Here is a 22,834-nt window from a genome sequence, read left to right on the forward strand (position 1 = left end):
ATGCCACATGGAGCGGCAGGCATGCAGCCAGAGCTGCAACACCAAAAAGGGATGTTGCGATGGATCGAGACCGTGGGGAACAAACTGCCTCACCCGTTTATGCTCTTTGTGTATCTGTGCCTGATCATGATGGTGATTTCAGCCATTCTCGCCGGACTGGACGTCTCCGTGACACACCCCGGCAAAGGAGAAACCGTCCCGGTGAAAAGTTTGCTGAGCGTCGAAGGAATCCACTGGATTCTCACCAGCATGTTGAAAAACTTTACCGACTTCCCGGCGCTCGGCCTCGTGCTGACCATGGCGTTGGGGATTGGTCTGGCGGAAAAAGTGGGTCTGCTCACAAGCGTCCTGCGCAAACTCATGACCCGCGTGCCAAAAACGATCGTCAGCTTCACGGTGGTATTTGTCGGCGTGCTGGGCAATCTCGCCTCCGACGCGGCCATGGTGATCATCCCGCCGCTGGGTGGCCTCGTCTTTTTGGCGATGGGCCGCCATCCGATCGCCGGTATCGCCGCCGGCATGGCCGGGGTCTCGTCAGGATTCACAGCCAACCTGTTCATCGCGGGCACGGATGCCCTGCTTTCCGGCATTTCTACCGAAGTGGCCAGGACGATCGATCCCCATGCCCACGTCTCGCCGCTGGACAACTGGTTTTTCATGTCCGCATCCGTTTTTCTCCTGTCCTTTATCGGCGCCTGGATTACGGACAAGGTGATCGAACCGCGCCTGGGCGAGTATCAGGGAGAGCAGCAGGTTCGCTTTGAGGAGCTGAGCGACAGGGAGAACAAGGCGCTGCGCGCAGCCTGCATCGCCGCCCTGGTCTTTGCGGCAGTGACTGCTCTGTTGGTCGTGCCGGAAGGAGCGCTCCTGCGCGATCCCCAGACAGGAGGGTTTTTGACGTCGCCGTTCCTGAAGGGGATCATCCCGGTGATTCTGCTCTTTTTCGTGACCGTGTCCGCCGTGTACGGAAAGAAGATGGGGCTGATCACGAGTACAAGGGACATTCCGCGCTACATGACGGAAGCGGTGAAAGACATGTCCGGCTTTATCGTGATGGCCTTCACGGCCGCCCAGTTTATCGCCTTTTTCAACTGGAGCAACATCGGCATCCTGCTGGCCGTGAGCGGTGCTGATTTTCTAAAGAGCATCGGGATGACCGGGCTGCCGGTCGTGCTCGGGTTCACGCTGTTTACCGCATTCGCGAGCCTGTTCATCACCAGCGGCTCGGCGTTGTGGGCGATGCTGGCTCCGGTGTTCATGCCAATGCTGATGCTGCTCGATTACCATCCGGCGTTCATCCAGGTCGCCTACCGCGTCGCCGACTCGGCGACCAACACCATATCACCTGTAAATCCCTACCTGCCGCTGATCCTGGCCTACTACCAAGCGTACAAGAAGGACGCGGGCATGGGCACGATCTTCGCGACGATGATGCCGTATGCGCTGTCCTTCCTATTGATCTGGATGGTACAGATGGTCGTCTGGTTTGTCCTTGATCTGCCGGTCGGTCCCGGCGTCTACCCGCGCTGAGGACAAACGGAAAATGCCGCATGCTGGCGAGGCTGCGGCGCTTTTTTTGGGCACACGAGACATTCAGGCTTGGACATTTGCCAAAGAACGGGGTATGGTGAAAAGAAAAAACATGCAAAAGCGAGGGGAGTACAGTGCAGCATCACTTTGATATCCGGATTGAGCGACAAGGGACGAACAGTTTGAAGTGGGATTACTACCAGCGGGTGCTGGGAGCAGATGACGTCTTGCCGATGTGGGTGGCCGATATGGACTTTGCGTGTCCGCCGGCAGTGACGGAAGCGCTGGTTCGCCGCGCGCAGCATCCGGTCTACGGGTATCCTGGGCGGCCCGATGCGCTGTACGAGGCAGTGGCCGATTGGTATGCCGAGCGGTATGGCGTCACCGTCGACACCGGTTGGTTGGGAACGTTGCCGGGGGTCGTGCCGGGACTGCACATCGCTGTCGAAGCGTTTACCGAACCGGGCGACAGCGTCCTGATCCAACCGCCGGTCTATCATCCGTTTTATCACGCGGTGGAAAGCCTGGGACGCAGACTCGTGCCAAATCCGCTGCGGGAAGAGAATGGCCGGTACACCATCGACTGGGACGGCCTGCGACAGATCTTGGACGAAAGCCGGCCGAAATTGTTTTTGCTGTGCAGTCCGCACAATCCAGTGGGACGGGTCTGGACCCGGGAGGAACTGGTGCGGCTCGGGGAGATGTGCGCGGAACGGGACATCGTGGTCGTGGCGGATGAAATCCATGCCGATCTCGTCTACGAAAAAGGGCGGCACGTCCCCTATTTCTCCCTCCCGGATCATCTGGCCAGCCATAGCCTGACCCTGGTCTCTGCCAGCAAGACGTTTAATCTCGCCGGGTTGTCAACCGCGTTCGTGATCGCTCCTGCTCCTCAGCTGCTGCGGGCATTCAGACAGGCGGCCAGGCGGATGGGGCACACAGTGCTCAACCTGTTCGGCATCGAAGCGGCCATTGCCGCCTATCGGCACGGCGAGCCGTGGCTGGATGAATTACTCGCCTATTTGAAGGGGAATGCGGAGTACATCCGCGACTTTCTGGCTGAGCGAATTCCCGAGGTATCCATGGCTGTCCCGGAGGCTACCTATCTCGGCTGGATGGACTTCCGTCGGCTGGGGTTGAGCCAACACGAACTGAACGCGCTCGTGCGCAAGCAAGCGAAGCTGGGTCTGCATGACGGGACCGTGTTTGGAAAGGAAGGGGCGGGGTTTCAGCGCATTAACTTTGCCTGCCCGCGCGTCGTCCTGGAGGAAGCGATGTCACGCCTGGAACGGGCGCTCCATGAGTAAGGGGGACTCATTACAATGAGGGAACGGGCAATCATTGGCGCTGTCGGTTGTAACTGGCAGCGAGCCGGTTACAGTTGTCTCCCCATCTCCCCTTTTCAAATGGCCCAGAATGGCGTACTATGTAAGGTAAGGATGGTGGCAAACGGAGGGATAGGTTTTGACAGAGATTAAGGTTCCCGATCTGGAACAAAAAGCGCTAGCATTGCTGCGAGCAGACGCAGAAAAAATCTATAAACTGATCGACGTACAGATGGAAAACCTGACCATGCCGCAGTGCCCGTTGTATGAAGAAGTGTTGGACACGCAGATGTTCGGGCTGTCGCGAGAAGTAGAATTTGCCGTCCGTCTGGGATTGATCGAAGAGGAAATCGGCCGCGAGATCATGGGTTCGTTGGAGCGGAAGCTGGCCGATCTGCATGAACACCGGCAGAAGTAAAAGCGAGGGGGTGGAGACGTTCCTCGCTTTTTCATTTTCATGAAAAACTCCTTGCAATTTTTCAATGACTGCCTTACATTTATACATATCATTTTTCATTGTGTCAAAAGCGATGACAGAGACCAGTACACGGTCCAGCGGCTTGACAGGGAGGAATCGTCGGAGACTGAAAGCGGTTCTGAAGCACGCCCCGTGGAATTCCCTCTGGAGCTGTCCTCTGAACGATTGTCCCAGTAGGAGGAGCACCGGGTCATTCCCGTTATCAATGGCAAAAGTGAAGCCGCAGCTGTCCTTCACCTGAAGGCTCCTTTGGCTTAATCAGGGTGGTACCGCGAGTAATTCAACTCGTCCCTTTCGTGGGGACGAGTTTTTTATTTATGTATACAGGACAGACGATTGGATGAAGGAGGAGTTCGTGAATGACGAACCAAACGGAACAGTGGACGAACCGATTGGGGTTCATCCTTGCGGCCGCCGGGTCAGCGATCGGGCTCGGGGCCATCTGGAAATTTCCCTATGTGGCGGGCACCAGCGGAGGCGGGGCGTTTTTTCTCCTGTTCCTGCTGTTTACCGTGCTGATCGGCATGCCGCTGCTGTTGGGGGAATTCGTCATCGGACGAAGCACCCAACAGGAGGCGATTTCCGCCTACCGCACCATTGCTCCGGGTACAGGTTGGCATTGGATCGGGCGGCTCGGGGTGGCTACCTGCTTTCTGCTGCTGTCATTTTACAGCGTGGTCGGCGGCTGGATTCTCACCTATTTCTTTCGCGGTCTTACCGGACAGTTGATCGGACAGTCCTATGATCAGTTGTTCCTGGACGTAATCGCTAACCCGATCGGCTCCGTCGCGGCGCAATGCGCCTTCATGCTGGTGACGATCATGGTTGTGGCTCGCGGGATACAAAGCGGGATCGAGTCAGCCAACAGGTATATGATGCCGGGGCTGTTTATCCTGTTCCTGGTGCTGATGGTCCGTTCGCTGACGCTGGACGGAGCGGGAAACGGGGTGGCGTTCTTCCTGATGCCGGACTTTTCCAAACTGTCCGCAGAGTCGATCCTGTACGCCATGGGGCAGTCGTTCTTCTCGTTGAGCGTTGGGGTGTCGGTGATGGTCACCTACAGCTCGTACCTTGGCAAAGAGGAAAACCTGGTCAAATCGGCCGGATCGATTGTCGGTCTCAATCTGTTGGTCGCCTTTTTTGCGGGGCTGGCCATCTTCCCGGCGGTGTTTTCACTCGGCGTGAAACCGGAGGCGGGGCCGGGCCTGTTGTTTATCGTCCTGCCGTCGGTGTTTGAGCATATTCCGTTCGGCTCCCTGTTTTTGCTGGTGTTTCTTGCCTTGTTCCTGTTTGCCACGCTGACGAGCGCCTTTTCCATGCTGGAGGTGATCGTGGCTTCGCTCGCCAAGGGGGACGAGGTCAAACGAAAGCGGCTTTCCTGGATTGTCGGCATGCTGATTTTCATCGTCGGGATTCCGTCCGCGCTCTCTTTCGGGGCCTTGTCGGACGTCACCTTCTTTGGCAAATCCGTGTTTGACGCCGCCGACTTCCTCGTCAGCAACGTGCTGATGCCGCTGGGGGCGCTGTTGATCGCGGTGTTCGTGCCGCTGAAGATGAAGCGGGAAATCCTGATGCAGGAGCTTACCGCCCATACACCGCTGGGCCGGAAGCTGTTTGCCGCCTGGCTGCTGCTGCTCAGGTATGCGGCACCGCTTGCCATCATTGTGGTGTTTATGCACTCGCTTGGCTTTCTATAAAAAAAGACTGCCGCATCGGGCAGTCCTTGCCTGCAGACAAGGGTTCGTCGAAGAACACGTCTGCAGGCTTTTTTATTACAGGAATGATTAACGTCTAGGAGGCGTTCCTGCCGCCCTTTGGAAATACGGTATACGAAAGTGCGATGATGCTGTCGATTATGAAGATCAAGGTCCAAACCCTGCTAAGGTTGTTGACGGTTTGATTGGCAAACGGCAGTGTTCCTTCCATGGATGAGAAATACTCGTCAAAAAACTGGTTCATGCTTGCCATTTCATAGATTCGTGAGGACAGCCCGTACAGCAAGAAGAAAACCAGGTGTGCTGCCGCATAGACGGCCAGATGAACGTAAAAATGCTTCCGTTCTTTTTTGGCGTGTTCCTTGCCGACCAGTTTTTTCGGCGGAGCGATAGCGGGAGCAGGTTCCCCTTTCCACTTGGCGACATAGATTTGGATGTGGTAATCAAGTTTTTTGAAGTCGCTTTTCCCATACGTGATCGCATAGAGAAAAACAACTACGATCACGACTTGGTAGCTGGAAAACTGCCCTGTTTGCAAATAATCGAAAAAGCCCAGGGAAGCGATCCACAGGTCATTGATAATAAAGAGAAGAAAAAACACAAAACTGAGTGTTTTTTTGCCAAACCAATACCTGAGGACCAAGAAAGTGATGATGGAAATCCAAAAGATGACTTCTGCGAGAATCAAGAACATCCATTTATGGGTTAAAATAAACTCCATAGATGTGTCTCCTTTGTATATTCTGGATAATTACGATCGGATCGCTGTTGTTTCGACCCATTCGCGAAATTTTCATATATTTACAGATATACCGAGTATATACACGGAATGTGGCATTAACAAGCGTTACCTGCGATAAACGGATAGGGAACACGTATTGGAATGGTGGTTGATCGAAACATTTGGAAACATCGCCGGGTACTTCTTCGTCTACACAGTGGGATGGAACACAACGGAATGAGATTGGTGAAGATAGACAAAATACTTTGTCAATGTTGTGAGAAAAGGATGATAGGCATGATTGAAAGTGTAAGCCACATTACATTTGTGGTAAAGGATTTGGAGAAAACAACTGCGTTGTACAAGGAATTGTTTCAGGCGCAAGAGGTCTATTACAGCGGTGACAAGACCCACTCGATATCCCGTGAACGATTTTTCATCATCGGCGGGCAGTGGATCGCGGTCATGGAAAATAGTGAAATCGTCAACCGAACCTATCACCATGTGGCATTCAAAATCAAGGAAGAAGACATTGACTACTATCTCGATAAAATCAAAGCCCTGCGCCTGGAGATGAAACCTCCTCGCCCCAGGATCAAGGGGGAAGGATACTCCATCTACTTCTACGATTACGATAACAACCTGTTTGAACTGCATACGGGCACATTGGAGGAACGGTTATCCGCGTACAGGGCGGTTGATCAGCAAGAAGAAGAAAGCTCGGCATGATACCGAGCTTTTTCATTATCCATCCCTCTCGTCTGTCTGCAATCTGAGGCTGCCGAATCGGGCAGTCTGTCTCTCAGACGAAGAAGAAGGCAGTGCCGATGATGATGTAGACGGTCAGGAGCAGAACGCCTTCGTACCAGTTGGTGGCACCGTCCTTGGTGATCGATATGGTGATAAAGGTAGCGACGCCGATCGCGGCCAGCTCAAACGGCGTAAACACGATGTCCATCGGCTGCCCCAGAAGCAGGCTGATGAGCACCAGCGTCGGCGCCACGAATAGGGCGATTTGCAGGCTGGAGCCGATGGCGATCTCCACAGCAGCTCCGATCCGCCCCTTCATGGCCAGAAGCAGGGCAGCGCTGTGCTCGGCGGCGTTTCCGATAATGGCGATGACAAACGCCCCGACAAACAGCTCCGACCACCCCAGCGACTGGGAGACATGCTCGACACTGTGGACCAGCCATTCGGAAACGATGGCGACGAAGACCGTGGACAGGGCAAGCATCAGGATGGAGACGCCTTTGGACCACTCGGCTTCGCTCTCGTGCGGCTCGATGTCGGACAGAAATTCCCGGTGGGTCACCATGGAGAAGATCAGCCACAGCAGGTAGGCAATGATCAGGACGACGGAAATCACAATGCTGAGCGTACCGATCTCTGCCGGCGGGAGCTGCTGCATGAACACGGCGGGAATAAACAGCGCGACGATCGCCAGCGTCATCAGCGAGCCGTTGTGGCCGGCCAGCTTGCTGTTGAACGTCTGTTCCTTGAATTTCAATCCGCCCAGCAGCACGCTCAGTCCCAACACCAGCAGCATGTTCCCGATGACGGCGCCGGTGATGGAGGCCTTGACCATGTCAAACAGTCCTTCCTTGACCAGGAAAAAGGCGATAATCAGCTCGGCTGCGTTGCCGAACGTGGCGTTGAGAAAACCGCCGATGCGGTCACCGGCGTAATGGGCGACGCTCTCCGTCGATTTTCCCAGCCAGGCGGCAAGAAAAATAATGGCCAACGATGCTGTTGCAAAGCGGAAAAGCTCGTTGTCCGTAAAGTAATGGGCGTACGCTGCCAACAGGAAGCTGCCCCCCACGAGGAAAAAGAACAATTGCCGATTCATACGTTCACCTCGATAAAGGTTTAACATTTTATACCATTTGATGCGATGTTCTTTAGTTTAGCCAAAACCGATGCGCTTGTCACGAGAAATTTGAACCTGGCAGACGGGTATAGCCTGGCCTGATTGGCGGAAACTAACGGGTGAACCATCGTCAGAGGAGGTATCCGCATGGCTAAACCGTATCTGTGCCCCACATGCAAGTCGAACCGGATGAGGTTCACGGTCATTGAACAAAACCCCCGCTATGTGCGGCTGGACCCGCAGACTGGCGATGTTGTGGCGGAACTGTCGTCAGACCAACTGGATGCGTTTCACCAGCCGTACAGGGGGGAGCGCATCCTGGTGCAATGCGGCGTGTGCGGCACGACGGAACAGGAAGAACGCTTTATCAAAATGGCGGAACATATGCGGGGACAGCGGCCGTAATGGTCGGCGGCAACACTTACAGGCACGGATGATGACCGTGCCTGTTTGCTTTCCGTTACCGGCAGAAAATATGCTTGCCGATTTTCTTGATCTGCGGCCGACTCCAGATCCAGGCGGACGTGGCCGTGTCCGGATTGAAGTAATAGATGGCGCCGCCGGTAGGGTCCCAGCCTTTCAGCGCATCCTGAACAGCCTTTTTAGCCGTTTCGTTCGGCGTCAGCCAGATCTGGCCGTCTGCCACAGCTGTGAAGGCGCGCGGTTCAAAGATGACGCCGGCCGGCGTGTTGGGAAATGACGGGTGACGCGTGCGGTTCAAGATGACAGCTGCCACTGCCACCTGTCCGATGTACGGTTCGCCGCGGGCCTCGCCGTAGACGGCGTTTGCCATCAGACGGATGTCGTTCTCCGAGATGCCGTGGGCGTGGTAGGTGGGCGCTTTCGACTTGGTCGGTGTCTTGGCCGTCTGCGGCACGCCAAGCTCTTCCGCGGTAGGACGCCAGTTTTTCGTTGCGTTGTACAATTTCAGCTTTGTTTTGGGCCCCAGCACCCCGTCTACTTTCAGCCCGAATTCGTACTGGAAGTTGCGCAGGGCCCAGTACGTCCGCCAACCAAATACCCCGTCCACTTTGCCGGTGTAAAACCCCAAGTATTTCAGCCGTCCTTGCATTTCGCGAACGTCCTTGCCCTGCGCGCCCACTTTGACGATCTGATCGCTGAACGCGTCGGAGCGCTTCGGAGAGACGATCGCCGCCGAGGTGATGAGCAGCGCGATCGCCAGCAGGGCCACCAGCCATTTGACAGGCTGTTTCATGATTCATCCTCCTTTTGATTCGCCTGATCCTGCCTGTTAGGTTCTCCAATTTGGGACAGATTTGGATAGTAAAATGATGGGAACAACGGCATACTAGGTCATGCGACGTTTAGACGCGAAAGGGGAGATACAGGATGCAAGTGGCTCAATACATCACCGAACAACTGGCTCAATGGGGAGTCACCCGGATTTACGGCGTCGCCGGGGACGCGATTCTGCCCTGGCTGGACGCGCTCGGCAAGCAGCAGCAGATACGTTATGTGGCCTGCCGCCACGAAGCGGCCGCGGCCATGATGGCGTCCGCGGAAGCAAAACTGACGGGGAAGCCGACTGTCTGCACGGCCACCAGCGGTCCGGGCACCATTCAGCTCTTGAACGGTTTGGCCGATGCCCAGACGGATCGGGCTCCGGTCGTGGCCATTACCGGACAGGTGGAGACGTACAAGTTGGGGGGAGAGTACAAGCAGTACGTGCCCCAGGAAGACGTGATGCGTCCCATCTGCCGGTACACGACGACGGTCACCCATCCCCAGGCGATCGGCGAGGTGCTCCAGCGAGCCTTTGTCACGGCCGAGTCGCAGCAGGGCGTCGCCCATCTGGCGGTGTGCAAGGATGTCTTTTCCCGTACGACCGGCTGTCCGCTGATCCCCGAGTTGCCGAGGCAGGCGTCTGGCTTGCGCGCGAACAGAGGGGAGGTGGAGCAGGCGGCGGAATGGATTGGACGGGCGAAACGACCGCTCATGCTTCTCGGGATCGGGGCGCGCGGCGTCGCGGATGCGTGCCAACGGCTGGCGGAGCAGGCGGGAGCGGGAGTGCTGGTTTCGCTGGGGGCAAAAGGCGTCATAGAGGAATCCCATCCGCTGATGCTGGGCGGTCTGGGCGAGGGAGGAAGCCGCGCCGGTCTGGACGCGCTGGCCGCAGCAGACCTGCTGGTGATTCTCGGTTCGAGTTGGTTCCCGCAGGAATACATCCCGGCCGGCTTGCCGGTGGTGCAGGTAGACCGGTCGATCGAGTCGATCCACTTCCATCCCGACCTGTTTTCAGTGACGGCAGATCTGGAAGAGGTCCTGCCGCTCTGGCTGCGCCGGCTGGAGAACAAGCGTCCCGACCCCGACTGGATGGCGCGAGTGGAGCGGTGGCACGCTGCATTTTGGCAGGAGACAGAACAAGCCGTCGACGCTGGGCCCGACCAGCCGGTCACACCGGAGGCGCTGATGCACGCGCTGTCCCGGGCCGTTGACGACGATGCCGTCATCACGCTGGATACCGGTGAGCACACCATCTGGTTCAATCGTGCTTTTCGCGCCGTTTCTCAGCGCCCGCTTTTTTCCGGGAAGTGGCGGACGATGGGGTACGGCCTTCCCGCGGCAATTGCAGCCAAACTGAACCAGCCGCAGCGGCAGGTGATTTGCGTGACGGGAGACGGCGGCCTGCAGATGTACATGTCCGAACTGATGACAGCCGTGGAGCAAGAGACAGCGTTTCTGCTGATTGTCGTCAACAACGGAACGCTGGGGCTGGAGGAATGGAAGATGAGACAAAGCGGCCTCGTCCCGTTTGGCACCCGTTTACAAAACCCCGACTTCGTCCAGTGGGCCAGGGCCTGCGGTGTGTCGGCGCGATCCATCCGGAGCAGGGGCGAACTGGCGTCCGCGTTGGCCGAGGTGTGTGCGTCCGACCGTCTGACACTTCTCGACGTGCAGTGCACGCTTCCGACACTGACTGAGCGAAAACGAGAAATCCCCTTTCAAGCCCAAGCTTCTTCTGTTTATAATGAAAGAAAAATCTGATAACCGAGCGCGGCCGCAGCCCTGTGACGGAGAGAGGAAGGAGGGGGCGCCATGGAGGAAAGGCGCGGCGAAATCCGCGTGGCGGATCAAGTGGTGGCGGTAATTGCTGGGACGGCGGCAGGGGAGGTATCCGGCATCTCCGTGCACTCCGGCGGGCTGTACCAGGACCTGGCGAAACGCATCAGCGGCGGCACAAAAGGCATTACCGTGTCGCTTGTGGACGGGAGAGCCAGCATCGAGATACGGGTGTCGGTCAAATACGGACTGCCGATTCATCACGTCTGCCGCCAGCTCCAGGAAAAAGTGAAGGAGATCGTCGAATCGCTGACCGGTTTGTGCGTGGAGGCTGTCCATGTCCGTGTCGACGCGATCGATCTCACGTAAAAAACGACCTGTCGATACAGGTCGTTTTTTTATGGGTTGGATGTTTCCCCGAAGCGTCAGGCGGAGTACGGCTGCTTTTGCAGTTGTTCGGCCATTTTTTGCCGGCTGACTTCCCGCGAGACGCTGAGCAGGATGCCCGTCGACACCATGCTGACCAGAAGGGATGAGCCGCCGTAGCTGATAAACGGCAGGGTGACACCGGTCAGCGGAATCAGCCCGGTGACGCCGCCGATATTGATGAACGCCTGCAGCCCGATCATGCTGACGATGCCAATTCCAACCAGGCTGGCAAAGGTGTCTTTGACGCGCAGGCAGATGTGAAAGCCGCGCAGAAGAAACAGCAGGTAGACCAGCAGAAAGAGTGTGGCACCGATAAAGCCCAGCTCTTCGGTAATAATCGCGAAGATAAAGTCGGTATGGGCTTCCGGAAGGTACAAGTATTTCTGGATGCTCTTCCCGAATCCGGTGCCGGAGAACCCGCCGTGAGCAATGGCGATCCACGACTGGATGACTTGCAGGCCGGTGCCGCGAGGATCTTGCCAAGGGTCCAAAAAGGCGGTGATCCGACCCAAGGCGTGTTCCTTCGCCAGGATGTAGCTGACCAGCGCCAGCGAGGTCACCGGAAAGCCGATCAGAAACAGTTGGCCGATCCGCGCTCCGCCGCTGATCAGGATGATGATAGCCGTCCCCAGCACGATCGCGGCCGACCCCAGGTCCGGCTGGGCCATGATCAGGAGGAAAAACACCCCGGTCACGACGAGCGGGGGCATCAGACCTGTTTTCAACTTGCGTATACCCTCTCCTTTTTTGGTCACGATCGCCGCCATATAGAGGATCAGCCCCAGCTTGGCAAATTCCACCGGCTGAATCGTGGCGGAACCAATTCTGAACCAGGAACGGGCTCCGTTGGTGTTGCTGCCAATTCCAGGGATCAAGACCAGCAGCAGGGCGAGCAAGCTGATCAGCGCAATCAAAAGAAAATTGCGCTTGTAAAAGGAAAAGGGGATGTTCATGGCGATGAGCATGCCGATGGTACCTATTACCAGCCACATTGCCTGCCGTTTGACAAAGTACAGTTCGTCTCCATTGCAAACCGTACAGCCTTTTCCCATGAAGCTGGTCAGGGCAAAGATGGAGCTGGCGCTCAAGACCATGGTGATGCCGAATCCAACCAGCAGGGCGGTCAACAGCAACAGCAGGAAATCGGGGACGCCCCGTGTCTTCATTACGAACCCCCCCTTGACGTGAAACAGAGAGGGGATGCCTCTCTGTAGACGTGTGCGCTCTTTTCAATTGGGCGAATGCCGCATTAGTACGCGGACAGCTTCTCGTTCAGGACCTGCAGTTTCCGTTTGGCTGACTGCACGACGGAATCCGGAATCGGAGAATCGTAATCCAGACCGTGCGGGAACAGGTGTTTGCCCATGTACGGTTCTTCCAGCTTCAGCACGGCATGGGGATCTTCCAGTTTGCCTTCGGTTACGTTGGCTTCAATACGCAGGTAATACGTGTTGCCTTTATCGAGGATTTTGTGATCGTATGTAGCATGGCGGTAATCCCAGGCGCCGCGGGTAAATCCGAGATCTTTCATGTAGTGATCCAGATCGGTGAGCATGACTTCCTTGCCGCCGATTCCCGTATCTTTGATTACCATTGACGTTCCTCCTACATTTGGTAAGTTGTACACTTTCTTATGATAGTCTGTTTTTGGATACAGCGCAATGGATATATCGAGCCTAAAGAATGATGACCCTGTTCCCATTATATGGTATAATCGTGTAACACAATAGGTGGGCTCCTCAAGGGTGGTCGGTTCATCCCCGTTATCGGAAAGGGGGTGATAGCATGACAGTATTCGAAGCACTAAGTCTTATGTTGGCGTTCGGGACTTTAGTCTTAATGCTGTCGTCTAGTAAAAAGAAGTAGACCTCCCTTGAGCTAAAACAGCCAGGGGGTCTACAATCAGGAATGCAGAGCCGCCCCCCTTTTGGGGAACGTCTATTGTACTTACGACCGTAGGGTGTTGCCCCACCCGGCGGTCTTTTTTTGCGTCCGTCCACGGCAAAAAAGCCTGGGGGCGAACACAAGAGTGATGCCGTTTTTGACAGCATCATGTTCTCATCTTATCACAAGGTACCCGGTCATCTCCAGATGGAAATCACGCCGCTTGTCCCATTTTGCATGAAACTCATGAGGGTCGGACACACTACAAACGTTACCAGCGACAAGGAGGAGAAGAAGATGGCAAAAGTGGAAAACCGCACGCTGCGCGAGATCATGACGAAAGACGTGGCTACTGTTACGCTTAAAGATAACGTCTACGAAGTGGCATGCAAAATGCGCGATTGGAACGTCGGCGTCATCCCCGTTGTGGATGAGAAGCAGGACGTAATCGGCATCATCACCGACCGCGACATCGTCATTCGCGGCTTGGCCGAAAAACGGGAAGGTTCGGCTGCCGTGGAAGAGGTGATGACCCGTGACATCATCCTGGGTCAGCCCGACATGACGGTGGACGAAGCGGCCAAAATCATGGCCCAGCATCAGATTCGCCGTCTGCCGGTGGTGGAGAACGGCAAGCTGGTGGGGATTGTTGCGCTGGGAGACATGGCGGTCCGCCAGGCACACCACGACGAAGCAAGCGAAGCGCTGTACGAAATCTCCGAACCGGCGCCCCGCCACTAAGCTGCTGGCGCGGAGCGTTCTGCTCAATCGCAAGGCGCATGATACACCGCCATCTTACGGCGGCAAAAGGACGTTTGTCCCGGGTCCCGGGAATGGAAAGGCTGTCGGCGCGCGACCGGCAGCCTTTCCTTTTTTATGGACAGGCAAATTGTATGGACAGGAAAACACGCGGGTGCAGCTGCCTCTCCATCGTAAAAAACAGGGCTGTACATTCACGCAACGGCAAGGTTTACAATGGGGTAATAAGCGTATGGAGGGGAGAACAGCGGCTCATGCAGATCAAGGAGTTGGCCCGCCGACTGCAAATCACGCCGCGGGCAATCCGTTTTTACGAAGAAAAGGGATTGATTACGCCGAAAAAGGCGGATAGTTCCGGCTACCGGCAGTTTACGGAAGCGGATGTGTGGCGCCTGCAAACCGTCATCACCCTGCGCGAGGTGGGCATGACCATCGAAGACATCCGGCACGTGCTGCGGCAGCTGGACGAGGGAGAGGGCAGTCTGCTGCACTACCTGGAGCTGCAGCTTTCCTTCGTGTACGACCGCTGGGTGGAATTGAGCAAGGTGATCCACACCACGGAGGCGATGATTGAGCGGGTAAAGAGGGATGGAGTAAGCGATCCCGCCTCCCTGTTTGAACTGGCGGAAGCAAGCAAACGGCTTCGTCAGGCGCGAAGCAACTGGGTGGACCGGTGGAATTTCAACCAATTGGCGGCCAACTACGACCAAATGGTCACGGAAGCGCGCGACGGATTTCATCCGCATGAACGGTATGAACAAGTGCTGGACGCCCTGGTTGAGAAGGTCGCTCCTCAGCCGGGTGAAACCGGTCTTGACGCCGGGACAGGCACGGGCAATCTGGCACGGCGGTTGCGGGAACGAGGGGCGACCGTCTGCGCGTTCGACCAGTCACCCGAGATGTTGAAGCGATGTCGGCAAAAAAATCCTGGGGTGGAGGCCAAGCTCGGCACGTTTTTCGCGTTTCCGTTTTTGGACAGCCGGTTTGACTTTGTCGCCACCAGTTACGCGCTGCACCATCTGACCGACGAGCAGAAGGTGCTGGCGCTGGCGGAGTGCCGGCGCGTGCTGAAGCCGGAGGGGCGGTTGGCGATTGCCGACTTCATGTTCGTGGACGCCGGCCATCGCGCGAATCACCTGGAGGCATTGCGGCAGTCCGGCCGGACGGATGCGATTGAACGGATCGAATACGGGTATTATGCCGACCGCTCGCGGCTGCTGGCCGCGCTAAAAGAACTGGGATTTCAGCCGGAAGCGGAGCAGTTGACGACCTATGTACACCTCGTCTTCGCCACATTGGCGTAAGCGGCCCCCTGTCCTGCCCACTTTTGGGCTCATACAGCCAATGACACCCGTCTAGTCAGCTGCATAGGCTGTAAGCGAGAAGGAAAGGGGGACTCCACCATGGGTTTTCTGGATGGTTTTTTCGACCGGGAGAACGATGATTTTTTGTGGATTATCATCGTCGTGGTGATCTTGCTGTTTTTGTTCAGTGACCGAGATTAAACTTCCTCGACAAAACGACCTGCTGGCTGGGTCGTTTTTGTGTATTTCCTTTTCCCGTCCGCCTTCACCCCGGGTTGACCTCTCCAGGACGATCGGCTACGCTGGTAAACAGCACAGCGAGAAAAGGAGAGAACACCGATGAAACACATCATCCATTGGCTGATCGGCCTGTGCCTTGTGTTGACCGCTTGTGCGGCCAACGATCAGCCGAGTCCCAACGGCGAGATGACCGCGGTCGTCAAGCGCGTGGTGGACGGAGACACATTTGAGATTTCGAGCGGGGAAAAAGTGCGGATGATCGGCGTTGACACGCCGGAGACGGTCAAGCCCAACCACCCCGTGGAACCATACGGAAAGGAAGCGAGCGAATTCAGCAAGAAACTGCTGACGGGGCAAACAGTTACACTCAAGTTTGACGTCGAACCCCACGACCGTTACGGCCGGCTGCTGGCCTATGTGTACATGGCGGACGGCACGTTTGTCAACGAGAAGCTGGTCCGGGACGGATACGCGCGAATCATGACCGTCCCGCCCAATGTGGCTTACGCCGATCTGTTTCTGGAAGCGGAGCGGGACGCTCGGGAACACAACCGAGGGCTGTGGGGACTGTCCGATTCCCAGACTACATCGACAGCAAAAGAAGCCGATAACGGCAAAGACAGTAATACCAAAAAAGCGAAGCAGACGGATAGCGCAGCGGAGACCCCGCCGCCGGGCAAGCCGATCAAGGGCAACATCAATGCCAAAGGAGAGAAAATCTATCATGTGCCCGGATCGGCCAACTACGAACGGACGAAAGCGGAGGTCTGGTTCGCCACGGAAGAAGAGGCCAAGGCAGCAGGATTTCGTCCGCCCAAGCGGTAGCCGCCGGTCAGCAGGCGCACGCGAATGAAGCGGTCTCGGTTCGGGAACACTGGTGGGTGACAGGATGTGGAAAGGAGTGTCCCGATGAAGGCCCCGCAACTGATCACCCGCCTGCTGATACTGATTGGAGTGGCCGCGTGCATCGAGCTGTTTGTCTATGCGAACCGCGATGCAAACACCCAAGCGCCGGTCGAAGCCGTTCACGATCAGCACCGGCTCCCTACGCTGAACGTGTCCCATACGCTGAAACAGGATGACCTGCATTTGAAGCTGAACGTGACCGGTTTTACCTTTTCTCTGGAAAACATGGGAAAGGACAACCGATACGGTGAGGGGCACGTCCATCTCTACCTGGACGGCAAAAAGGTGGCCAAGATCTTTGAACCGCAGTACGTGTTAAAAGACATTCCGCCGGGCCGACACGACGTCGTGGTCGAACTGGCGCACAACAATCACGAATCATACGGCGTGCAGCAGAAGCTGCAGATCGACGTCAAGCCGTAGCCCGGCCGGCGTCAAACAGGAGCGGCCGCTTTAGGACAGCGAACGCGCATCCGGGGCGGGCGCATGCAAAAAGCCGACCCTCATCCCGTATCGACGGGACAAGCATGGGCCGGCTTTCCTGTGTCAAGAGATAGTTACCTGCACCTGGGCCTGCGCGTCAGGAAGCGCAACCACCAGGGTTGGATAGGAAATAACCTGTGTCTTCATCGCGCCGGCGGCCGGTTTTTGTTCACGGACGCGGATGACAAATCCGTGTGCGCCGGTGCGCTCCACCCGCTCGGTCACCAGACGGTAGCCGCCGGTCGGACGCTGCCCGACACCGATGACGACATAGGTCTTACCGTCGGCGCGGACGATCGTGTGACCGCCGCTTTTTTGCACCTGCTTCAGGGCATCGCGGACCGCCGGCGGGTAAGAAGCAGAGACGGATTCAGTTGCGTTCGTCCCTTCCGCAGGGACGGCGATTGGAGTAGGATGATCTATAGAAAACGGCTGTACCCCCGGAATCGCCAGGGCGGCAGCCAAAATCAAACTGTACCATGCATGCAACATGTCGATATCCCTCCTTGCGATTGTAGGTTGACGAACATGTGGCAAATAACGGTGAAAGCGGGGTGACAAGCGTGCGTGTGCAGCAATGCGTCGAATACCTTTCCCACTCGACACGGCAAGCGATGATAGCCGAGCAGGAAAAGCGGCTGGGCATCCGCGATGAACGGGATGTGCACATCCGCCTGGCTGATCCCGCCTTTGCCATGGAAGTGTGGAAGCAGGCCAGCGAACCCGAACGGCAAGCAATTCGGCTGTTTGTCACCACTTCTGCCAGAGGATTTTTCCGGAAGAGAGAGTGGGATCGGCTCAGCGCCCAAAACCACAGGCATCTGGCCGTCGGATTGAACAGACTGCGCCGGCTCGGGCTGGTCCTAACCGTTCGCAAGAGATGGAGCGAAATCGGTTACCTGATGCCCCGTGAAGTGCGGGAGCATCTGACCTTCTGTCTGCTGCCGGAGGCAAAACCCCCATCGTTGGCGCCAAAAACGCTCCCTTATTATATAACAGCAGGACGGGGGTTACATCTGGATCTTTTTGCCGTCCTGCTGTTCATTCGCGACAATGACGTGCCGCTGACGCAAAAAGGCGGCGTTCACCGCCGGGTCCGGCAAAAGATGGCAGCACTGCTGTCACTGAACAGAAGCCATGTAGCCGGATGGAAACTGCCGCCGCTAGCCGATGAGGAACCGGATGGGCTGCCATTGGCTGTCGTTCTGGATGTGGCGCTGCGCCTGGGGCTTGTCCGTCCGCAGGAGAAACGTCTGGTCCTGGCAGAGCAACGCGTTCTCCAATGGCTGGACATGACACCGGAGCAGAGTTGGGAACAATTGTACGAGCTGGCAGCCGAGCAGTACCTGCCCCATGAAAGCTGGTGGGACGCACTTGCCTTGTGGATGAAGCGTTCTCCGCTGGAACAGTGGCACTCGCTCGACTACATGCTGCAACGTTTGGCGGAGGCTGGATTTGTTCTGCCGGACGAGGCAAAGCAACGGGCCGTGGACGAGTGGCTTCACCTGCTCTTGGGGTTTGGCTGGATTCAGCTCGGCACCGCAGAGGACGGAGCGCTTTACTGGCGATGGAACAGCCTGCCCCGTTTGCCCCGGGAAGAAGGGTGGTTTGTCGATCCAGCCGGAATCATTACCATACCGCCGCTCGTTCCGCTGCAGGCGGTATGGGCGTTGAGCCGTTTCTGTCCGCTGGCGTTTGATGGGGAGCTGCTGCGCGGCGAACTGCAGGCCAAACCGTTACAGGCTTTTCTGGCCGCAGGCGGAACGGAGCAGCAGGCCGTGGAGACGCTGCGCCAGTCCTGCACCCACCCGCTGCCGGAAGCGGTCAGTCAGCTGATCCACATGTGGGGGAAAAACGCGCGGCAAATCCAACTGGAACCGCTGTTTCGGGTGCGGACCGCCCACCCCGGTCTGCTGGAGGAGTTGCGGCAGATCGAAGCGTTTCAGCCGTATCTGGAGATGGTCATTTCCCCGACCGATTTCCTCGTGACGCCTGCCCAGAAGGAGAGCCTGTTGGCCCTGTTTCGGGCGTATGGCTACGAGCCGCAGGATGGGGCGCTGATGCGTGTGGAAAGGGAAGAGACGGATATTAGTGACGATGGGCCGACTGCCGGTCTGTTTGCCGTGGACCGGCCCTGGGACGGATACGCAGTGGAAAACACCTTTCCCGACCAGTGGGAAGGCATGCCTCAAGCGGCAACTCTGCCCAAGATGTGGACGCAGCATTTCCAGTCCTACCATCCGCAAACCTTGCGCGATCTGCTGCAGCGGGCCCGCGAACTGGAACTGGAGGTTCAGCTGCGTCTCATGAGCGGTCAGACGTGGGAGGGCATCCCGCGGCAGCTGGCTGTGGAAATGGGGTACTGGCATCTTGTCCTGGAGGATCGCAGCGGAAAAAGACGGTGTCGGCTGGACGAGATCGATCGCGTGCGCATTCTTCTGCCGGATTATCTGTACTAGCCGGATTGTTTCGTGGTACAATGCAAGATAAGGGCTTTCAAGAAAGGGGGTCTCGCTGCATGGAAGCATTGGAGACGGTGGATATGGCCGAGCTTATCCTGCATTCGCACGAGCTGTCCACGATGATCAACCATTCGCGCGAGGTCTCGGAGTACATTCATGCCAAGCAGCGGATGGAAGCGGACGAGGAGGCGCAGCGCCTGCTCGCGCTGTTCGAACGCAAAAAGGCCCAATACGAAGATGTTCAGCGGTTTGGGAAATATCATCCCGACTACGATCAGATATCGAAAGAGGTCCGCGAGCTGAAGCGGAAAATCGAGATGCTGGATTCTGTCCAGGCGTTCAAGCGGGCGGAGGACAACCTGGACCGTCTGCTGTACCAGGTGGGACGAACCATCGCCGACGCGGTCTCGGAGACGATCAAGGTCCCCAGCAACAATCCGTTTCTGGAGGCGAAAAGCAGCGGCTGCGGCAGCGGGGGAAGCTGCGGGTGCAGCATAAAAAAACGCTCATGACCGCGGCTGCCTGAGAAGGAAGCAGTCTTCGCACAAGTTTCCGCAGCAAAACTGCTTCTCCTGCGGCACAAGGAAGCGCACGCGAAAGACGTGCTGCGAGCTGTCGGAGCGCACGTAGACGCACTCCAGTTTCAGCTTGGTGTCCGCCGTGATCCGTTCCCCCGTCGCCAACAGCTGACAGGCTAGTTGAGTGGCGGGGAGCGGACTGGCTATATAAAAAAAGCGCTGGCCAGCAAACTGGCGCCAGTACGCTGAAGCGGCGACGTCCTGCTGCAGGATCGCGTCCGTAAACCGTTGGTAGTACGTGTCCAGGCGCATGTGTCATCCCTCGCTTTTAGAAGTATTTTGCGGGCCGGGTAATGCGTCTGTTATGAAACATTTTATCACGTTCGGGAAGGAGATCGACGACCAGCATGAGAGAACGACGTCTTGGGGTCGCCGTGTGGGTGAAAAACACGCGTGCCGCCAAAAATTTACGCAAATTTGGCACCATTCACTACATCTCCAAGCGGTTGAACTACGTGTCGATGTACGTCGATGCCAATCAGATCGACGAAACAATCCGCATGATGGAAAAGCTGCACTTCGTCACGAAAATCGAGCGGTCCCACCGACACGAAATTCCAATCGAGTACAACAACGCCAAGCCGGACAAGGCGAAAGAATACGACTACAAACAGGAGAAAAGCCAGCTCATGGCCCTGACGGAAAACTTGCAAAACGACGATGGATTGGTGCCGACAGGCGTTTCGACAGAAATCGCCCGCTAAGCTGCCACATTTCGGCAGCTTTTTTGCTTTTGCTGGTGGGTGTGGCATGATATGCTGTAAGAAATGGGAAATGTAATGGACATGGAAAGCGATACTGACAATGACAGCGTTTACAGAAGGGCGGTGCGTACATGATTCACCTGGATATCAACTGCGACTTGGCGGAAGGGTTCAGCCGCGGACGGCAAACGGAAGACCTGGGCATCATGAAGTGGATTACGTCCGTTAACGTTGCCTGCGGCCTGCATGCTGGCGATCCCCATAACATCTGCAGAACAGTAGAAGCGGCGCTCCGGCACGGGGTGAAAATCGGCGCGCATCCAGGCTACCCCGACGTACAGGGGTTCGGCCGCCGTTCCATGAACCTCTCGGCGCGGGAGGTGTACGAACTGGTACTGTATCAAGTGGCCGCCCTGTCCGGCGTGACAAAGGCGCTGGGAGGGAGCCTGCATCACGTGAAACTGCACGGGGCGCTGTACAACGAGGCTGCCGAGCAGCCTGAACTGGCCGAGGCAGTAGTGCAGGCGATCGTCGACATCGACGGCGACCTGATCCTCTATGCCTTGTCGGGCAGCAAACTGGTGGAGATCGGTCTGGAATACGGTCTGCAGGTGGCGGAAGAAGTATTTGCCGACCGCGCGTATCTGCCAAACGGCAGGTTGGCTCCGCGTGAACTGGAGGGCAGCGTGCTGATCAGCAAGGAAGAGCAGATGCAGCAGACGAGGCAGCTCGTACTGGAACAGACGGTGCAAACCGTGGACGGGAGTGTGATTGCGCTGGCTGCGGACACGCTCTGCGTACACGCCGAAAGCCCGGATCTGCTGCCGTTTCTCACCGAACTGCACCGCTGGGCCAAACAGCATGACGTGAAAATCGAGCCGTTCTGTGGCAAATAACGCAGATGTATAAGCGAATGAAAAAGCCGTGCCATTCCGGCCGCCAGCCAAAAGGCGGAGGAGCGAAAGCACGGCTTTTGTCGTGTCCGTCCAGCTTCACATGCCCGATCAGCTAACACCTCAAGAGGATTCGTGCGCGGTCCCGGCGTGGAAAGACGACTCGTTTGATCGCCTGGGACCGTGGGGCAGCACCTGGCCGTTCTGCACCACGAGGATCACGCTGCCCAACCGTTCCGCCTCCTGGAGATCGTGGGTGACCAGGAGAAACGGTATTCGCCACATCTCGTGCAGTCGGAGCAGTTCATCCTGGCACTGGCGGCGTGTATCTGCGTCCAGGGCGGACAGCGGCTCATCCAGGAGCAGGATATCCGGTTCCGTGGCCAGTGCCCGTACCAGGGCGACTCGCTGTTTTTGCCCGCCGGACAGTTGATGCGGGTATTTATCCAGTAGCCGATCAATCCCGACGGAGGCGAGCAGTTCGGCCAGCCGCAGGTTGGTCCCCTTTTTCAGTCCGTAGCGGATGTTCTGTTCCACGGTCATGTGCGGAAACAGGGCGTAGTCCTGAAAGAGATAGCCCACGTTGCGCTGCTGCGGCGGAAGGGCCTTTTTTGAAACGCTGTCAAAAAAGACGGTGTCGCCCAGCCGGATGAGGCCCGCATCGGGATTGGTCAATCCCGCCACACAATTCAACATGGTGGTTTTCCCCGCACCGGAAGGGCCAAACAGGACGACAATCTCGTCTTTTGCCGTAAACCGCGCGTGCAGGACGCCGTCAGGCAGCCGTTTTTGCATGTCGACATACAGCATGGTCATTCTCCCGCCTTATTTCGTGTTGGCAAACCGGCGGACGCTGCGTCGGCTCCACCAGTTCAACCACATGGTCGTTCCCATGCCCAGCGAGACGATCATGATCACCCAAAAGAGTGCCTTGTCCATCTGGCCGGCTTCCACGGCGAAGTAGATGGCGACGGGGATCGTATCGGTCTTGCCGGGAATGTATCCCGCCAGCATCAGCGTGGCGCCGAACTCCCCCAGACCCCGGGCAAAGGAGAGAACGAATCCGGCCAACAGCCCCGGCCAGGCGAGCGGAAAGGAAATCGTCCAGAAGACGCGCCATTCCGAAGCCCCCATCGTCCGGGCAGCGTCTTCGTACCGCCGGTCGATCCCGCTGAAGGCGGCGGCGGCACTCTGGTACATCAACGGAAACGACACGACCACGGAAGCGATTACGGCACCGGTCAGCGAAAAGACGACCTGGACTCCAAACCACTCCGTCAGCCACTTGCCGATTATCCCGTTTTTTCCAAACAAAAGCAGGAGGCCGAATCCGACGACAGTGGGGGGCAGCACCAGCGGCAGCAGCAGAAAGGACTCCAGTACGTGCTTGCCCCAAAAGTGCCTGCGCGTCAGGAAGCGGGCGATCAGCAGACCGGCGACAAATACGATGGAGGTGGAGAGGGCCGCCACTTTCAGCGACAGCAGCAGCGGTGTCAATTCGGGATGATTCATGTGTCCGCCTCCTGTTCAGTTCT

General features: G+C 57.1%; 26 protein-coding genes and 1 other annotated feature. Of the genes, 17 read left to right on the forward strand and 9 right to left on the reverse strand.

What is annotated here, in order from left to right; genetic code table 11:
• The 4 genes from IRT44_RS13460 (at position 1) to IRT44_RS13475 (ending at position 5,030) form a co-directional block, all read left to right on the forward strand.
• Positions 1–1,530: an AbgT family transporter gene (locus tag IRT44_RS13460; RefSeq protein WP_230076826.1), complete on the forward strand. Its 1,530-nt coding sequence runs from the start codon at positions 1–3 to the stop codon at positions 1,528–1,530.
• Between the two features lie 134 nt (positions 1,531–1,664).
• Entirely contained in the window at positions 1,665–2,837 is a 1,173-nt protein-coding gene (locus IRT44_RS13465) for a MalY/PatB family protein (RefSeq protein ID WP_230076827.1), read from the forward strand.
• 157 nt (positions 2,838–2,994) lie between these two features.
• The gene (locus IRT44_RS13470) at positions 2,995–3,273 is read left to right on the forward strand and encodes an Fpa/YlaN family protein (RefSeq protein ID WP_029099385.1); all 279 of its coding nucleotides are present in this window, start codon (positions 2,995–2,997) and stop codon (positions 3,271–3,273) included.
• A gap of 103 nt (positions 3,274–3,376) precedes the next feature.
• Positions 3,377–3,629 (forward strand) — a binding site (T-box leader).
• Positions 3,630–3,692: 63 nt separating this feature from the next.
• Positions 3,693–5,030 (forward strand): sodium-dependent transporter, encoded by a 1,338-nt coding sequence (locus IRT44_RS13475; protein WP_171565671.1) that lies wholly within the window; start codon positions 3,693–3,695, stop codon positions 5,028–5,030.
• 94 nt (positions 5,031–5,124) lie between these two features.
• Here the strand turns inward: IRT44_RS13475 and IRT44_RS13480 are convergent, their stop codons facing one another.
• Positions 5,125–5,769: a hypothetical protein gene (locus IRT44_RS13480; protein WP_171565670.1), complete on the reverse strand. Its 645-nt coding sequence runs from the start codon at positions 5,767–5,769 to the stop codon at positions 5,125–5,127.
• Positions 5,770–6,066: 297 nt separating this feature from the next.
• On the opposite strand from IRT44_RS13480, the gene fosX reads away from it, so the two are divergent.
• Positions 6,067–6,498: a FosX/FosE/FosI family fosfomycin resistance hydrolase gene (gene fosX, locus IRT44_RS13485; protein ID WP_230076828.1), complete on the forward strand. Its 432-nt coding sequence runs from the start codon at positions 6,067–6,069 to the stop codon at positions 6,496–6,498.
• Between the two features lie 73 nt (positions 6,499–6,571).
• Here fosX and cax read toward each other — a convergent pair whose 3' ends face one another.
• Positions 6,572–7,615 (reverse strand): calcium/proton exchanger, encoded by a 1,044-nt coding sequence (gene cax, locus IRT44_RS13490; protein ID WP_171565668.1) that lies wholly within the window; start codon positions 7,613–7,615, stop codon positions 6,572–6,574.
• 168 nt (positions 7,616–7,783) lie between these two features.
• Between cax and IRT44_RS13495 the strand changes: the two genes are divergently transcribed.
• Positions 7,784–8,041, forward strand: coding sequence for a hypothetical protein (locus IRT44_RS13495; RefSeq protein WP_171565667.1), 258 nt, complete (start codon positions 7,784–7,786; stop codon positions 8,039–8,041).
• A 55-nt stretch (positions 8,042–8,096) separates the two neighbouring features.
• On the opposite strand, the gene sleB is transcribed toward IRT44_RS13495, so the two are convergent.
• The gene (gene sleB / locus IRT44_RS13500; RefSeq protein WP_171565666.1) at positions 8,097–8,852 is read right to left on the reverse strand and encodes a spore cortex-lytic enzyme; all 756 of its coding nucleotides are present in this window, start codon (positions 8,850–8,852) and stop codon (positions 8,097–8,099) included.
• A gap of 134 nt (positions 8,853–8,986) precedes the next feature.
• On the opposite strand from sleB, the gene IRT44_RS13505 reads away from it, so the two are divergent.
• Complete coding sequence (locus tag IRT44_RS13505; RefSeq protein ID WP_230076829.1) at positions 8,987–10,642, forward strand: thiamine pyrophosphate-binding protein; 1,656 nt, start codon at positions 8,987–8,989, stop codon at positions 10,640–10,642.
• A gap of 51 nt (positions 10,643–10,693) precedes the next feature.
• Positions 10,694–11,026 carry an Asp23/Gls24 family envelope stress response protein gene (locus tag IRT44_RS13510; RefSeq protein ID WP_171565664.1) on the forward strand — a complete coding sequence of 111 codons (333 nt, stop codon included), beginning with the start codon at positions 10,694–10,696 and terminating at the stop codon, positions 11,024–11,026.
• A 56-nt stretch (positions 11,027–11,082) separates the two neighbouring features.
• On the opposite strand, the gene ftsW is transcribed toward IRT44_RS13510, so the two are convergent.
• Together ftsW and IRT44_RS13520 are read right to left on the reverse strand one after the other, a co-directional pair.
• The gene (gene ftsW, locus IRT44_RS13515; RefSeq protein ID WP_171565663.1) at positions 11,083–12,252 is read right to left on the reverse strand and encodes a putative lipid II flippase FtsW; all 1,170 of its coding nucleotides are present in this window, start codon (positions 12,250–12,252) and stop codon (positions 11,083–11,085) included.
• An 83-nt stretch (positions 12,253–12,335) separates the two neighbouring features.
• Entirely contained in the window at positions 12,336–12,680 is a 345-nt protein-coding gene (locus IRT44_RS13520; protein ID WP_171565662.1) for a YugN family protein, read from the reverse strand.
• Positions 12,681–12,871: 191 nt separating this feature from the next.
• Between IRT44_RS13520 and IRT44_RS19480 the strand changes: the two genes are divergently transcribed.
• From IRT44_RS19480 to IRT44_RS13540, 5 genes are all read left to right on the forward strand, one after another.
• On the forward strand, positions 12,872–12,952 hold the full coding sequence (locus IRT44_RS19480) for a putative holin-like toxin (protein WP_171565708.1): 81 nt from the start codon (positions 12,872–12,874) through the stop codon (positions 12,950–12,952).
• A gap of 315 nt (positions 12,953–13,267) precedes the next feature.
• Positions 13,268–13,711: a CBS domain-containing protein gene (locus IRT44_RS13525; RefSeq protein WP_171565661.1), complete on the forward strand. Its 444-nt coding sequence runs from the start codon at positions 13,268–13,270 to the stop codon at positions 13,709–13,711.
• A gap of 272 nt (positions 13,712–13,983) precedes the next feature.
• Complete coding sequence (locus tag IRT44_RS13530; protein WP_230076830.1) at positions 13,984–15,033, forward strand: MerR family transcriptional regulator; 1,050 nt, start codon at positions 13,984–13,986, stop codon at positions 15,031–15,033.
• A 339-nt stretch (positions 15,034–15,372) separates the two neighbouring features.
• Positions 15,373–16,098 (forward strand): thermonuclease family protein, encoded by a 726-nt coding sequence (locus tag IRT44_RS13535; protein WP_171565659.1) that lies wholly within the window; start codon positions 15,373–15,375, stop codon positions 16,096–16,098.
• Positions 16,099–16,182: 84 nt separating this feature from the next.
• Positions 16,183–16,602, forward strand: a complete 420-nt coding sequence (locus IRT44_RS13540) for a hypothetical protein (RefSeq protein ID WP_230076831.1) — start codon at positions 16,183–16,185, stop codon at positions 16,600–16,602.
• Positions 16,603–16,725: 123 nt separating this feature from the next.
• On the opposite strand, the gene IRT44_RS13545 is transcribed toward IRT44_RS13540, so the two are convergent.
• The gene (locus IRT44_RS13545; RefSeq protein ID WP_230076832.1) at positions 16,726–17,154 is read right to left on the reverse strand and encodes a protease complex subunit PrcB family protein; all 429 of its coding nucleotides are present in this window, start codon (positions 17,152–17,154) and stop codon (positions 16,726–16,728) included.
• A 71-nt stretch (positions 17,155–17,225) separates the two neighbouring features.
• On the opposite strand from IRT44_RS13545, the gene IRT44_RS13550 reads away from it, so the two are divergent.
• Together IRT44_RS13550 and IRT44_RS13555 are read left to right on the forward strand one after the other, a co-directional pair.
• Positions 17,226–19,121, forward strand: coding sequence for a helicase-associated domain-containing protein (locus IRT44_RS13550; protein WP_230076833.1), 1,896 nt, complete (start codon positions 17,226–17,228; stop codon positions 19,119–19,121).
• Between the two features lie 59 nt (positions 19,122–19,180).
• Positions 19,181–19,636 (forward strand): YlbF/YmcA family competence regulator, encoded by a 456-nt coding sequence (locus IRT44_RS13555; RefSeq protein WP_171565656.1) that lies wholly within the window; start codon positions 19,181–19,183, stop codon positions 19,634–19,636.
• Here IRT44_RS13555 and IRT44_RS13560 read toward each other — a convergent pair.
• Positions 19,631–19,954: a hypothetical protein gene (locus IRT44_RS13560; RefSeq protein WP_171565655.1), complete on the reverse strand. Its 324-nt coding sequence runs from the start codon at positions 19,952–19,954 to the stop codon at positions 19,631–19,633. The two genes, IRT44_RS13555 and IRT44_RS13560, sit on opposite strands and share 6 nt — an antisense overlap.
• Positions 19,955–20,049: 95 nt before the next feature.
• On the opposite strand from IRT44_RS13560, the gene IRT44_RS13565 reads away from it, so the two are divergent.
• Positions 20,050–20,406, forward strand: a complete 357-nt coding sequence (locus IRT44_RS13565) for a YlbG family protein (protein ID WP_230076834.1) — start codon at positions 20,050–20,052, stop codon at positions 20,404–20,406.
• Between the two features lie 131 nt (positions 20,407–20,537).
• Positions 20,538–21,302, forward strand: a complete 765-nt coding sequence (locus IRT44_RS13570; RefSeq protein ID WP_171565653.1) for a LamB/YcsF family protein — start codon at positions 20,538–20,540, stop codon at positions 21,300–21,302.
• Positions 21,303–21,422: 120 nt separating this feature from the next.
• On the opposite strand, the gene IRT44_RS13575 is transcribed toward IRT44_RS13570, so the two are convergent.
• Entirely contained in the window at positions 21,423–22,109 is a 687-nt protein-coding gene (locus IRT44_RS13575; protein WP_230076835.1) for an ATP-binding cassette domain-containing protein, read from the reverse strand.
• A 15-nt stretch (positions 22,110–22,124) separates the two neighbouring features.
• A complete protein-coding gene (modB, locus tag IRT44_RS13580; protein WP_171565651.1) occupies positions 22,125–22,811 on the reverse strand; it encodes a molybdate ABC transporter permease subunit in 687 nt (228 codons plus the stop codon).
• Positions 22,812–22,834 lie beyond the last annotated feature (23 nt).

It is taken from the genome of Brevibacillus sedimenti (genome assembly GCF_020923495.1).
Lineage (GTDB): Bacteria > Bacillota > Bacilli > Brevibacillales > Brevibacillaceae > Brevibacillus > Brevibacillus aydinogluensis.

What these genes read in the sequence shown, in the direction of transcription:
- IRT44_RS13475 (WP_171565671.1), top strand. Translation starts at nt 3,693, where the DNA reads ATGACGAACCAAACGGAACAGTGGACGAACCGATTGGGGTTCATCCTT.
- sleB (WP_171565666.1), bottom strand. Translation starts at nt 8,852, where the DNA reads ATGAAACAGCCTGTCAAATGGCTGGTGGCCCTGCTGGCGATCGCGCTG.
- modB (WP_171565651.1), bottom strand. Translation starts at nt 22,811, where the DNA reads ATGAATCATCCCGAATTGACACCGCTGCTGCTGTCGCTGAAAGTGGCG.
- IRT44_RS19480 (WP_171565708.1), top strand. Translation starts at nt 12,872, where the DNA reads ATGACAGTATTCGAAGCACTAAGTCTTATGTTGGCGTTCGGGACTTTA.
- IRT44_RS13565 (WP_230076834.1), top strand. Translation starts at nt 20,050, where the DNA reads ATGAGAGAACGACGTCTTGGGGTCGCCGTGTGGGTGAAAAACACGCGT.
- IRT44_RS13545 (WP_230076832.1), bottom strand. Translation starts at nt 17,154, where the DNA reads ATGTTGCATGCATGGTACAGTTTGATTTTGGCTGCCGCCCTGGCGATT.
- IRT44_RS13505 (WP_230076829.1), top strand. Translation starts at nt 8,987, where the DNA reads ATGCAAGTGGCTCAATACATCACCGAACAACTGGCTCAATGGGGAGTC.
- IRT44_RS13575 (WP_230076835.1), bottom strand. Translation starts at nt 22,109, where the DNA reads ATGCTGTATGTCGACATGCAAAAACGGCTGCCTGACGGCGTCCTGCAC.
- IRT44_RS13520 (WP_171565662.1), bottom strand. Translation starts at nt 12,680, where the DNA reads ATGGTAATCAAAGATACGGGAATCGGCGGCAAGGAAGTCATGCTCACC.
- IRT44_RS13460 (WP_230076826.1), top strand. Translation starts at nt 1, where the DNA reads ATGCCACATGGAGCGGCAGGCATGCAGCCAGAGCTGCAACACCAAAAA.
- IRT44_RS13480 (WP_171565670.1), bottom strand. Translation starts at nt 5,769, where the DNA reads ATGGAGTTTATTTTAACCCATAAATGGATGTTCTTGATTCTCGCAGAA.
- IRT44_RS13570 (WP_171565653.1), top strand. Translation starts at nt 20,538, where the DNA reads ATGATTCACCTGGATATCAACTGCGACTTGGCGGAAGGGTTCAGCCGC.
- ftsW (WP_171565663.1), bottom strand. Translation starts at nt 12,252, where the DNA reads ATGAAGACACGGGGCGTCCCCGATTTCCTGCTGTTGCTGTTGACCGCC.
- IRT44_RS13535 (WP_171565659.1), top strand. Translation starts at nt 15,373, where the DNA reads ATGAAACACATCATCCATTGGCTGATCGGCCTGTGCCTTGTGTTGACC.
- IRT44_RS13510 (WP_171565664.1), top strand. Translation starts at nt 10,694, where the DNA reads ATGGAGGAAAGGCGCGGCGAAATCCGCGTGGCGGATCAAGTGGTGGCG.
- fosX (WP_230076828.1), top strand. Translation starts at nt 6,067, where the DNA reads ATGATTGAAAGTGTAAGCCACATTACATTTGTGGTAAAGGATTTGGAG.
- IRT44_RS13555 (WP_171565656.1), top strand. Translation starts at nt 19,181, where the DNA reads ATGGAAGCATTGGAGACGGTGGATATGGCCGAGCTTATCCTGCATTCG.
- IRT44_RS13540 (WP_230076831.1), top strand. Translation starts at nt 16,183, where the DNA reads ATGAAGGCCCCGCAACTGATCACCCGCCTGCTGATACTGATTGGAGTG.
- IRT44_RS13560 (WP_171565655.1), bottom strand. Translation starts at nt 19,954, where the DNA reads ATGCGCCTGGACACGTACTACCAACGGTTTACGGACGCGATCCTGCAG.
- IRT44_RS13530 (WP_230076830.1), top strand. Translation starts at nt 13,984, where the DNA reads ATGCAGATCAAGGAGTTGGCCCGCCGACTGCAAATCACGCCGCGGGCA.
- IRT44_RS13525 (WP_171565661.1), top strand. Translation starts at nt 13,268, where the DNA reads ATGGCAAAAGTGGAAAACCGCACGCTGCGCGAGATCATGACGAAAGAC.
- IRT44_RS13495 (WP_171565667.1), top strand. Translation starts at nt 7,784, where the DNA reads ATGGCTAAACCGTATCTGTGCCCCACATGCAAGTCGAACCGGATGAGG.
- cax (WP_171565668.1), bottom strand. Translation starts at nt 7,615, where the DNA reads ATGAATCGGCAATTGTTCTTTTTCCTCGTGGGGGGCAGCTTCCTGTTG.